The following is an 11,917-nucleotide window of genomic DNA, read 5'->3' as shown; positions in this document are numbered from 1 at the left end:
CATTACTCACTTTTTACGGTTGATGTTTGGCTGTCTTGTTGTAGCAGTTGCGCAACACTGCGCGCTGTATCAGACCAGCAAGGCAATTTTTTTGCGGCGGCTTGTGCGCCTGTTTGAAATTGTTGCTGCAATGTTTTGTTAGTTAATAGGTTTTCTAATGCTGCAGTGAGCGCAATTGAATCATTGGGTGCAACTAAAATGCCTGCGCTCGCTGGCACTACATAGGGCACTGCGCCCACTCGAGCGGCGACAACCGGCAAGCCAAAACTTAGCGCCTCCGCAAATGCCATTCCGTATCCCTCAAACAGTGAGGGCAATACAAACACATCGGCCGCAGAATATTCTTGTGCTGAATTGTTTACATTTCCTACAAATACAATGCGCTGCTCCAACCCGAATTCCGCCACTTTATTTTTTAATGATAAAACCCACTCAGGGTCAAATTCTGCTCCACCCACAAAACGTGCTGTCCAGCTCAGATGTTTTAATTGTGCGAGCGCATCGATTAATACATCGTGCGCTTTGCGTCGTGTGAGTGTGGCCAAGGTTAATAACACAGGCGGATTGCCGTTGCGGAGTGCAAAGGTTTGTGCATCTGTTCCCGGCAGTGCGATGGTGATTTTCGCTGCGGGAAGGGCAAACTGTTCAGTGAGAATTTTTGCCGTCATTGCACTGGTCACTATTACGGCCTTGGCTACATGCAGTGCGCGCTGCTCCGATAAAAAAAGTTGTTGCGTTTGCTGCTGCGTTAATCCTGCTTCCAGCATCAATGGGTGATGGCAGAGCGCGATGATATTGAGGCGCGCGGCATGTTCTGCGGCGATAACATCCATAACGCCAAATGCGAGGCCATCAACAATGACAATACTTTGGTCGGGCAGGGCAGCAAATATCGCAGCGGTAGCGGCGAGTACCGCTGAATCTGGTAAGGGAAAACGATTGGATAATTGCACCAGATGAATAGTGTGACCCAGTGCCTGCAACTCAGCGATCAAACGCCGGTCATAACCATAACCGCCGGTTAAGGTGTTGATATCACCGGGAATTGCAAAATAAATAACCGCCATTACGCCATTGCTCGTAGATTGTTCGTGACATGAATTGTTCGTTACATAACATAGGTTAGAAAATTTTCAGCCGACTATGGCAACACAATTCTTCAACAGTAGCGGCGCAATTCTCCATGAGTCGCAGCGTGATTGCCAGCATAAACGGCGTGATTCACACCACTGTGAATCATTGGGTTAGTTGCCTTGCCTAATGTGAGAGTGCGCCGTAAGATCGCGGTTGCGCCCGGCATGCGCAAAGCCCACCACAATAAACGCTCCATCACAGTGATATGCATGAATCTGAATCAACGAATTGAACATTGGCTGTCTGATAATAAAAAAGCATTTCGCGCAACTGACCGACCTTTTGTCACCCTCAGTTATGCTCAGAGTCTCGACGGCAGTATCGCCCTGCGCTGCGACGAACCTCTGGCATTAAGTGGTGAACAATCGCTGCGTTTAACCCATCAATTGCGCAGTATTCACGACGGTATTTTAGTGGGTATAGGCACGGTGTTAAGTGATGACCCGCAGCTCACCGTGCGCCACTGGGTTGGCGAAAATCCACAGCCCATCGTATTGGATAGCCAATTGCGCATTCCCGCAAAAGCGCGTCTGTGCTGCCTGCCTGATAAACGCTGCTGGGTATTAACCACGGTAGATGATAAGGGCACAGTAATCGAAGGTTTGGATATTACCGCATTGCAAGGCGATGCAGATGGCCGTGTGTGTTTGCCGCGCGCGTTGCAATTATTGTGGGATCGTGGCATCAAGAGTTTGATGGTGGAAGGCGGTGCAAGTGTGATCAGCGCTTTTTTATCGGCGCGCATGGTGGATGCAGTGGTGCTCACCATTACGCCGCAATTTGTTGGCGGTTACAAAGCGGTGAAAGATTTAGAGCAAACGTCGCGCGCCGCATTACCAAAATTAAATCCTTTTTTCTCCGAACGTCTGGGTGATGATCTCATCCTCTGGGGAAATATTTCCTATGGCGATACCGCAGCATGACGACTATCTCCCCAGCAAAAAAAATCCCGCCTATACAACAACTCTGGTTCACCGATATTGAGCAAGTTGAAGTGCGTGAGCATCACGTGCGCGAATTGCGCGATGATGAATTATTAATAGCCGTCGAATGCTCTGCAATCAGCGCCGGAACAGAAATGTTGGTGTATCGCGGGCAAATTCCCAGCGACATGGCGCTGGATGAAAACATCAGCGCACTGCAAAATCAACAGCAGTATCCGCTGCAATACGGTTATGCCAGCGTCGGTATAGTGACCAGTGTGGGTGACAAAGTAGATGCAGATTGGCTCGGGCGGCGGGTGTTTGCTTTTCAACCCCACTCGAGCCATTTTTTTAGCACCGCTGAACATCTTATCCCTGTGCCCGATGATATCAGCGCAGAAAACGCGGTGTTTTTACCCAATATGGAAACCGCTGTGAATTTAGTGCAAGACGGTAAACCCGCGTTGGGTGAACGGGTTGTGGTATTGGGGCAGGGCATAGTTGGTTTGTTGCTCGTAAGTTTATTGGCGCAATTTCCGCTTGTGCAATTGCACGCAGTAGATGCAATCACACTACGCCGCGAACGCGCATTACAACTCGGCGTAAATGCTGCATTCAATCCATTTTCCACAACAGATATTCAAATGCTCAAACAGCAGCTGCAGCATGATCAATTACAACAGGGCGAAAATAATAAAGGCGCCGATTTAATTTATGAAGTTAGCGGCGCGCCGGATGCGTTAAATCTCGCCATAGATTTAACCGGGTTTGCCAGTCGCATTGTGATCGGAAGTTGGTACGGCAATAAAACCGCAGCGATAGCATTAGGTGGCGATGCCCATCGCAATCGGTTGCAGATTACTACAAGCCAGGTTAGCAGCCTTGCACCGGAGCTGAGCGGCCGCTGGAATAAAGCGCGCCGGTTTGAACTTTGCTGGCACATGCTGCGCAAATTGCAGCCAAGCCAATTGATTACCCATCGCGCGCCACTGCGCGATGCCCCTGCGATTTATCAGCAATTGCATCAAACCCCTGAGCAAATTCTGCAGGCAGTTTTTACCTATGCACCTGCATAACTGATTTTCCATTTTTCTTTTATCTTTTTAATTTCAATACAGGCAGATTTTTATGTATACCGTTGCAGTAACCCGCGATTTTATTGCCAACCATTTCCTAATCGGCGGTGACTGGGGCAGTGAAAACTTTCCCCATGCCCATCATTATGTTGCAGAAGTGAGTATCGAAAGCGACCAGTTGGATAAACATGGTTATTTGGTCGATATCGTCGAGATAGACGCCGCGCTGGATAAAGTGGTCAGTTATTTCCGCGATAGTATGCTGAATGAAAAGGAAGAATTCGCCGGATTAAACCCCAGCATTGAACATTTCAGTCGCATCATCAATGAAAAAATCATCGCGCTGATTAATCCACCCGGAACAGGTTCACTCACGATTAAACTCTGGGAAAACGCCACCTGCTGGGCGGCGTACCGCAAGCAGTTTTAGGCTTCGCTGTTAATGGTTTGTGTGCGAGTGCTACTGCTCGCACGCAAACACCCAAGCCCAACCAGCAAAATAAACCCATCGCGTAAACGCATTAAAGCAATCACACCCAGTGCTGCACTCGCCGGTAAACTCAGCGTAGTAAAAGACCAAAGTACCGCCGCTTCCAATGTACCAACTCCACCGGGCATAGGCAGTAATAAGGCCATACGCATCGCCACTAGAATAATTAAGAAACTGTGTAGGTCAGCTTGAATACCCACAAAGTGCAAAATCAAATACAGCTCACCCAACAACCCTAACCAACCAAGCAGCGATAAAACAATCGCCCAAACAAAACCCATTTTTTGTGTGCGTAACGCATTGCGCAAATCATCGCCTAATGATTGCCAGTGTTGATTGATTTTGCTGAGCCGATAATTGTGTTGCCAGCGCGCCGCCACGCGTTCAAGGCGCGCATTAATCCACTCTGGTTGTTTGACTAATACCCAAGCCAATAACAACATTAAACCTAAAAAGAACAACAGTGGCAGCAGCGCGTTTTGCCAATCGCCAATTGTAGGGTTCCCGCCATCGCCGGTAGCAAAAAGTAAAATCATTACCGCCAATAACAGCACTGAAAAATTAATCCAGAGTTCAAAAAAACGATCTAACCCCAGCGACAAAAGCGCGCTGCGCAGTGGCATGCCTAATTTGTACAGCCAATAAATTTGCAGCGGCTCGCCGCCAAATTGTGGGCCGGGAGTAATAAAACTTACCGCTTGCCCCGCTTGGCGAATAATTAACAGCCTGAAAAAATTGATCGGCACCGCTAAAGCCTGTAGCAATATTTGCCAGCGCAGGCTGAGTAGCAAAATAACTGCAAAATTTAGCCCAATCCAAACAAGCCATTGCGCTGCGCTGAGTGCGGTAATGCTGGTGCTTATATCGGTAAGCGGTAATTGTGCGAGTGTCCAGGCGGCAAGGGCGAATGCACTGAGCCAAAGTAGTAAGGTAAATAATGTAGCGCGCTGCATTAATGGCTGTCCTCACCATCGCGGCGGTTAACCCAGCGGTCATCCCACTGCCAAAAGCTAAAATTGCCTGTGCCTAATAACATCAACCAAACACTGCTCATTATTATTGCTGCGTTCACTGCATTAAGTGCGCTTTCGCCCTGCAGTAATGTAGCCACTATTAATATGCACAGCGCCGCAACACGGCCAGCGAAGCCGAGCAGCGCGGCGCTGGCTAATAGCAGTAAGCTCGTTTGCATGAATATCGGTGTATGAATTTTTTCAAGGAAGATAAAAATAACAACAGCAATAAACAGCAGTGCGCGCAACGATGGTTGAAAATAATATTGGCTGAACTGTGCGACGCGATCAAAAAAATCGCGGCTCTGTGTATTGCTTGGAATCCTGCCGCTCACGACAAGCCAATCGACAATAAACCCGAATAAAATCGGCAGCATAAATGCTACACCCATAAGTGTTGTTAAGGGCGCGTGAAAGCAGGGCAATAAAACAAACGCGACAAAGCCCTTCTGAAAACCTGCAAGCGTGCGGCGCAACAAGCTGGGCATTAATGGGTAAACCGGTAAATAATGTGTGCACCGCCAATACATGCCCCACACAAAAATATAATAAGCCGCGCTCACCAATAAAAAACTCCAGTGAACCTTGCCGTAACCCACGGCGAGCAGCGGCGCCACTAATAAACCCAGCGCGTCATACACTGTGTCCAATTCACTGCCCAATAAGCTTGTGTGTTTGGTGCGGCGCGCAATGAATCCATCCACGCGGTCAAGCAGCGCCGCAACTGCATACAGCACACCCGGAACCCAAGCGATTAATCCTGCAGTCTGTGGTTGCAACAAAAATCCCCCGGTCAATGCAATCAATCCACCACGTACTAAAGTCAACCGGTTTGCCCAACCCAAGGTAGGGTAGAGCGGCGCACTCTCATCCGCACGGTTCAATTCCACCCGCCGCCACAACTGCCAGCACACATAAGCCCACAAACCATCGGCAATCAGCAGCCATTGCAGTGCATTGAGCGCGGTGAACTGCTTAAGCGCCATATAAACACCCAGCAGCACCGCCATGCCCACTAAAACAGCTAAAAGTATTTCGTTTTTTATAGTTGAATGCATTGGGTTCATCATCGCAAAAATTACAGCCGCTATCCTATACGTGCAGGCTGTTCTTGGGGAGTAATAATCTACAAAACCCCCTCGTGTAATATCCTGTAATACCCGCTGGCGTAATATCCGGCAATAGTCTTTAATTCGGGTTTGTGTTTGTGGGTAGGTGTGATTTGCGAAGCATGCTGCCGGTCGGCTAGGAATGTATGGGTTGGTTGTGGTGGATTGCGTAATCGTGTTTGTACACTGCAACAGTTTTTTAGGACAGTAACGTGCCCAAAGCGGTCCTTAAGGAGCGCAGTTCGTAAGAATACTTTCACCCGTAAAGCGGATCTTCACGCAAAATAAATACCGCCATTTATTTTGTTAAGAATCCACCTCAAATTTCCGTCTGCTCTGCTATCTCCAGCGCATCGTCCACATCAATACCTAAATACCGGACTGTGCTTTCTAATTTGGTATGCCCCAACAGAATTTGCACAGCGCGTAAATTTTTGGTTCGCTTGTAAATTAATGATGCCTTGGTGCGGCGGAGGGAATGCGTGCCGTAGGCAGACGCATCCAAACCAATGTCACTAATCCAACGGTGAACAATTCGAGCATATTGCCGCGTTGTAATGTGTGGGGATTCGCGTACGCGGCTGGGGAACAGGTAGTTGTCACTGCGAAGATTGGCTTTGGCTAGCCAAGACTCAACGGCCTGTCGCGTTAACGAAGTAATCTCGAATTGAACAGGTTGATGGGTTTTCTGCTGCATTACGGTGGCGCGGTGCAATAGCTGCGTGCCGTGACAGATGTCCCGGACTTTCAACTTAACCAAGTCACAGGCGCGAAGCTTGCTATCAATGGCGAGGTTAAACATCGCAAATTCACGCGTTCGATGAGTGATCTGCAAGCACACGCGGATGGCCCATACGTCGCTTACTTTCAGTGGGGCTTTTTGACCGATGAGTTTTCCTTTGTTCCAGGGTTCTTTCGGCAAGGATTTATCATGATTGGATGTAAACATAACGAGATACCTCCTGAGATGAGGGAGGTTCCATTATGCGCCTGCGCCGTCATGCGATCCGATTGTTCAATCCTTTCCGGTCACGCGCTCCAGAAGATGTCGTACTTTTAATTGGGTGACATCGGTGTCATGTTGTTTTAAGTGACAAAAGTTATTAAAAAGTTGAATTTAGAACTTTTCGTAATTAACATTGGCGCCAATTTGATCATAGCTGAAATGGACTAAACCATGGACACAGGTTTACAGTGCTTGGTAGCGCTCGCGGGATTCCACCAGTTGCCCGCTGATGCGGCACAAATCTCCCACCAATTCGCAATTCCCGGCCAACCCCTTGGCAACACCGAAATACTCCGCGCAGCCAAAGCGCTTACGTTTAAAGCCAAACTGTTTACCTTTCCGCTCGCTAAATTAGTCGGTTCAAGCCTACCCGCTATCGCTAAAACCAAAGACGGCGATTACATCATTCTCGCGCGTATTGCCGAAGAAGATGGAGTGCCGACGAAAGTATTGGTGCAGGATTTACGCGAGCAAACGCCCAAGACATTAAGCGCAGATGAGTTTATTTCTCTCTGGTCAGGCGAAGTAATTTTTCTCAGCCGCCGCCTCGGTATCCGTGAAAGCCTGCAACAAAAGTTCGATATCAGCTGGTTTATTCCTTCACTGATTAAATACCGCAAGTTATTTGGCGAAGTGCTGATTGCTTCCTTCTTCTTGCAATTGTTTGGCTTGATTACACCGCTGTTATTTCAGGTGGTGATGGATAAAGTACTAGTGCATCGCGGTTTCAGTACGCTCGATGTGATCGCCTTTGCTTTTTTTGCAATTGCGATTTTTGAAGCACTGCTTGGCGGTATCCGCAGCTACACCATGTCTCATACCACCAGTCGTGTCGATGTGGAATTGGGTTCGCGGTTATTTCAGCATTTAATGGCTTTGCCCATGGGCTATTTTGAGGCGCGGCAAGTTGGGCAAAATGTGGCGCGAGTGCATGAGTTGGATACCATCCGCAATTTTATTACCGGCAGTGCGCTCACGCTGATTCTCGACTTGGGCTTTACCATCGTGTTCCTGTTGGTCATGTGGTACTACAGTTCTACCTTGTTTTTTGTTGTGGCCGCTACGATCCCTTGTTACATAATCTTGTCTTTTTTTATTGCGCCCATTCTTCGTCATCGCCTGAATGAGAAATTCAAATACGGCGCAGCCAATACCGCGTTTCTTACGGAATCGGTTACTGGTGTACAAACCGTAAAAGCCATGGCGGTTGAACCGCAAATGCAACGCAAGTGGGAAGACCAGTTAGCCAACTATGTGAGCGCGTCTTTTCGCAGCCAAAACCTCGGCAATGTTGCCAACCAAATCGCTGGCTTGATTAATAAATTAATGACGCTTGGCATTATCTGGTGGGGTGCGCATCTGGTGATTGGTGGTGAGCTCACTGTAGGTGAATTGATTGCCTTTAATATGCTGGCAGGCCGTGTCAGCGGCCCCATTTTGAAACTGGTGCAGCTCTGGCAAGATTTCCAGCAAGCGGGAATTTCTATCGAGCGTTTGGGCGATATCCTTAATACGCCGCGTGAGCCCGGCTATAACCCCAATCGCTCCACTTTGCCCTCTATTGCAGGCGATGTCAGTTTCGAGCATGTGCGCTTTCGCTACCGTCACGATGGCCCGGTCATTCTCGATGGCTTTAACCTGCAAGTAAAACCCGGTGAGATTATCGGTATTGTTGGCCGTTCTGGCTCCGGTAAAAGTACGCTCACCAAATTAATCCAGCGGTTGTATTTACCGGAAAGCGGCAGGGTATTGGTGGATGGGGTTGATCTGGCCATGGTGGATACCGCCTGGTTGCGGCGCAATATCGGTGTGGTGTTGCAAGAGAACTTTTTATTCAATCAAACCGTGCGGGAAAATATCGCGTTAACCAATCCCGCTGTACCCATGGAACAAATTGTTGCCGTTGCCAAGCTCGCTGGTGCCCACGAGTTTATTGTTGATCTTCCTGAAGCTTACGACACTATGGTGGGTGAGCAAGGTAGCAATCTATCTGGCGGCCAGCGCCAGCGTTTAGCCATTGCACGTGCGCTCTTAACCAATCCACGAATTTTAATTTTTGATGAGGCTACCAGTGCGCTGGACTATGAATCCGAGCGGATTATTCAGGACAACATGACGGAGATCTGTAAAGGCCGCACGGTGTTTATCATCGCCCACCGTTTAAGTACGGTGCGCATTTGCAACCGTATTATTGTGATGAACAAAGGCCAGATCGTAGAGCAAGGCCCGCACGATGAACTGCTACAACAGCAAGGTTATTACGCGCAATTGCACGGCTACCAACAACACGCGCCGAATCCAAAAAATACTCAGGCACATCCGCACACCAGCTCACACACAACTCCACATGCAACCCCGAAGCTGGAGGTGATTCATGATTAATTTCTTCCAGCAGTTGCTTGATGCCTGGCGCGAGCGCGCCAAACTGGGTGATGGTTCCAAACACCAAAACCTTTCCGAGTTTATGCCTGCCGCGCTGGAGTTGCAGGAGTCACCACCCAACCCTTTGGTTCGCTGGCTGGCTTGGGTATTGATTGCGTTATTTGTGCTAACGCTTATCTGGGCCTGTATTGGCAAAGTCGATGTGGTCTCCAGTGCGGAAGGCAAAATTATTCCCGGTAGCCGTGTAAAACAAATCCAACCACTGACAAAAGGTTTTGTGAAGGCGATTCATGTAAAAGAAGGCCAGTTTGTCAATCAAGGCGATGCGCTGATCGCACTAGATCGCACCATCACCGCTGCCGACCAAGCGCGTATGCAGCAGGAGTTACACAATGCCAGTCTCAACTTGGCCGGTGCAGAAGCCTTGCAAGCGTTTTTGGTCAATACGTCGGAATCACAAGCGAGTGAACAGACCAGCACAGATAAGATTACAAACAAGGATATAAACAATAAAGCACAGCCGAACATGGCCACTGAGATCGCATTAAACGTTCATGCAGCGATCAAGCCCTCGGAAACCGAAATACTGTTACATCAACAAAAAACCTGGGAGCAGTGGCAACAATATCAAGCGCAATTGAGTAGTTTGTACAGCGGGCTTATAAAAGTGCAGAGCGAAAAAATTGGCAATCAGGAAACCATTAAAAAGCTCCAGCAAACCCTGCCGATGATTACCAAGCGGGCACAGGCACTGGAAAGTCTCTATGCCAAAAACATGGCATCAGAAGCCGAATATCTGGAGCTAGAACAACAGCGCATTGAACGTGTGCAAGACCTCGCTGCACAGCAACAAGTACAACAACAGTTGGATGCTGCGATCAATGAAGCCCAACAGCAAATCAATGCGCTCAAGTCAGACACCTTAAGTAAGCTGCTTGCGCAAATAGCCGATAGCCGCAACCAGATCGCCACCATCAGTGAGGAGCTGGTGAAGGTTACGGATATGAATGACAAACAAATTCTCTATGCTCCCGTATCTGGTTATGTGCAGCAACTCGCCATCAACACCATTGGCGGTATCGTCACTGAAGCGCAACAACTGATGATCATAGTACCGGAAGAAGAAAGCTTGGAAGTGCAGGTGATGCTCGGCAATCAGGATATTGGCTTCGTGCAAAAAGACATGGCTGCTGAAATAAAAATCCACACTTTTCCGTTTACAAAATACGGTTTAATCGACGCCACCGTTACCCACATTTCCGATGACGCCATCATCGATGAAAAGCTCGGGCTGGTGTACACCATGCATTTGAAAATGCACAAGAACACCATTCGTGTTGAAGCAAAAGACGTAAAGCTTATTCCAGGCATGGCAGTAACAGCAGAAGTAAAAACAACACAGCGCAGGGTGATTGAGTATTTCCTGTCGCCCTTGCTGAGGTACAAACAGGAAAGTATCCGCGAGCGATGATGGGTTAAGGGCAATCGGTTAGTTAACCCGATCTACTAGTAAGCACTCAGGAATCAGTTGTTGCCATGAATGTACTCTTTATCCACCAAAACTTTCCCGCCCAGTTTGTGCACTTGGCGCCTGCGTTGGCGGCCGATCCTAAAAACGATATTCGTGCACTCACACCCAGCAAACGGCCATGCCCGGCGGGTGTAAAACTGCACACCTACAACATCAAGCGTTCGAGTAGCGAAGCGATTCATCCTTGGCTTACCGACATGGAATCCAAAACCATTCGTGCCGAAGCTGCATTTTGGGGTGCGATGCAATTAAAAAAAGAAGGCTTCACGCCAGATTTAATTATTGCCCACCCCGGCTGGGGTGAAAGCTTGTTTTTAAAAGACGTATGGCCACACGCGAAGCTCGCGCTTTATTGCGAGTTGTATTATCAGGCAGTGGGTGGTGATGTCGGTTTTGATCCAGAATTTTCAACACAAGAATTGGATATGGCCTGCCGGTTACGGCTTAAAAATGCCAATTTCGATTTGCATCTACTTCAGGCCGATGCAGGCATATCCCCCACGCACTACCAGCGCTCAACATTCCCCAAACACTTTCAAGATAAAATTTCGGTAATTCATGACGGTATAGACACCCACCGCATCAAACCCAATCCACACGTGACCATGCGGTTAAATGGAATGGAGCTGACAAAGAATGATGAAATCATCACCTTCGTAAACCGTAATCTGGAACCCATGCGCGGCTACCATATTTTTATGCGCGCCTTGCCAAAAATTCTTAAAGACAACCCCAAGGCCAGAGTCATTATCGTAGGTGGTGACGATGTGAGTTATGGCAGTAAGCCACCCGCTGGCACTACGTGGAAACAATTATTTTTGAATGAAGTTTGTGATCAACTCGACTTAACCCGTGTTCACTTTGTAGGAAAACTGCCATATCCCGATTTTATCCAGCTATTACAATTATCCACCGTGGACGTGTACCTGACTTACCCCTTTGTATTGAGTTGGAGTTTGTTGGAAGCAATGAGTGCAGGTTGTGCAATTGTGGCGAGTGATACGGCGCCAGTACGGGAAGTGATTAGGCATAATGAGACCGGGTTGTTGGTGGATTTTTTTGATGTGAATGCGGTTGCAGAGAAAGTAAGTTATTTATTGGAGAATCCAAAAGAAAGGCAGCAATTGGGCGAAATGGCGAGAGAGCTTATTTTGAATAGATATGATCTCGAAACTATATGTTTGCCTCGACAAAAAAATGGGTATGTGACAACAAAATTTAAATAATTAAATTTTTATCCATGCAGTTTAAGA

General features: G+C 48.0%; 11 protein-coding genes. 6 read left to right on the top strand and 5 right to left on the bottom strand.

Annotated features, from left to right (window positions below):
• Positions 1-2: 2 nt before the first annotated feature.
• Together AC2CG4_RS09705 and AC2CG4_RS09700 are read right to left on the bottom strand one after the other, a co-directional pair.
• Positions 3-1,067, bottom strand: coding sequence for a glycosyltransferase family 4 protein (locus AC2CG4_RS09705; RefSeq protein WP_484486069.1), 1,065 nt, complete (start codon positions 1,065-1,067; stop codon positions 3-5).
• 92 nt (positions 1,068-1,159) lie between these two features.
• Positions 1,160-1,345: a hypothetical protein gene (locus AC2CG4_RS09700; protein WP_484486068.1), complete on the bottom strand. Its 186-nt coding sequence runs from the start codon at positions 1,343-1,345 to the stop codon at positions 1,160-1,162.
• On the opposite strand from AC2CG4_RS09700, the gene AC2CG4_RS09695 reads away from it, so the two are divergent.
• Genes AC2CG4_RS09695 through AC2CG4_RS09685 form a run of 3 tightly spaced genes read left to right on the top strand, consistent with a single transcriptional unit; the run spans position 1,344 to position 3,563 of the window.
• The gene (locus AC2CG4_RS09695; protein ID WP_484486067.1) at positions 1,344-2,057 is read left to right on the top strand and encodes a RibD family protein; all 714 of its coding nucleotides are present in this window, start codon (positions 1,344-1,346) and stop codon (positions 2,055-2,057) included. The genes AC2CG4_RS09700 and AC2CG4_RS09695 overlap by 2 nt on opposite strands.
• Positions 2,054-3,133 (top strand): zinc-dependent alcohol dehydrogenase, encoded by a 1,080-nt coding sequence (locus tag AC2CG4_RS09690; RefSeq protein ID WP_484486066.1) that lies wholly within the window; start codon positions 2,054-2,056, stop codon positions 3,131-3,133. Before AC2CG4_RS09695 ends, AC2CG4_RS09690 begins: the two co-directional genes overlap by 4 nt.
• Before the next feature lie 52 nt (positions 3,134-3,185).
• A complete protein-coding gene (locus AC2CG4_RS09685; protein ID WP_484486065.1) occupies positions 3,186-3,563 on the top strand; it encodes a 6-pyruvoyl trahydropterin synthase family protein in 378 nt (125 codons plus the stop codon).
• On the opposite strand, the gene AC2CG4_RS09680 is transcribed toward AC2CG4_RS09685, so the two are convergent.
• The 3 genes from AC2CG4_RS09680 to AC2CG4_RS09670 all read right to left on the bottom strand — a co-directional run bounded on the left by AC2CG4_RS09680 (position 3,560) and on the right by AC2CG4_RS09670 (position 6,694).
• A complete protein-coding gene (locus AC2CG4_RS09680) occupies positions 3,560-4,576 on the bottom strand; it encodes a lysylphosphatidylglycerol synthase transmembrane domain-containing protein (RefSeq protein WP_484486064.1) in 1,017 nt (338 codons plus the stop codon). The genes AC2CG4_RS09685 and AC2CG4_RS09680 overlap by 4 nt on opposite strands.
• Complete coding sequence (locus AC2CG4_RS09675; RefSeq protein WP_484486063.1) at positions 4,576-5,694, bottom strand: CDP-alcohol phosphatidyltransferase family protein; 1,119 nt, start codon at positions 5,692-5,694, stop codon at positions 4,576-4,578. The genes AC2CG4_RS09680 and AC2CG4_RS09675 overlap by 1 nt, the downstream gene beginning before the upstream one ends.
• Before the next feature lie 370 nt (positions 5,695-6,064).
• Positions 6,065-6,694, bottom strand: coding sequence for a tyrosine-type recombinase/integrase (locus AC2CG4_RS09670; protein ID WP_484486062.1), 630 nt, complete (start codon positions 6,692-6,694; stop codon positions 6,065-6,067).
• Positions 6,695-6,922: 228 nt separating this feature from the next.
• Between AC2CG4_RS09670 and AC2CG4_RS09665 the strand changes: the two genes are divergently transcribed.
• The 3 genes from AC2CG4_RS09665 to AC2CG4_RS09655 all read left to right on the top strand — a co-directional run bounded on the left by AC2CG4_RS09665 (position 6,923) and on the right by AC2CG4_RS09655 (position 11,890).
• Complete coding sequence (locus AC2CG4_RS09665; protein ID WP_484486061.1) at positions 6,923-9,133, top strand: type I secretion system permease/ATPase; 2,211 nt, start codon at positions 6,923-6,925, stop codon at positions 9,131-9,133.
• Positions 9,126-10,604: an HlyD family type I secretion periplasmic adaptor subunit gene (locus AC2CG4_RS09660; RefSeq protein ID WP_484486060.1), complete on the top strand. Its 1,479-nt coding sequence runs from the start codon at positions 9,126-9,128 to the stop codon at positions 10,602-10,604. Before AC2CG4_RS09665 ends, AC2CG4_RS09660 begins: the two co-directional genes overlap by 8 nt.
• A 65-nt stretch (positions 10,605-10,669) precedes the next feature.
• Positions 10,670-11,890 (top strand): glycosyltransferase family 4 protein, encoded by a 1,221-nt coding sequence (locus AC2CG4_RS09655; protein ID WP_484486059.1) that lies wholly within the window; start codon positions 10,670-10,672, stop codon positions 11,888-11,890.
• Positions 11,891-11,917 lie beyond the last annotated feature (27 nt).

The sequence above is a fragment of the Cellvibrio sp. ATLC23 genome (assembly GCF_057196725.1).
Note: the sequence above shows the minus strand (reverse complement) of the source record. Positions and strands in the feature narration are given on the sequence as shown.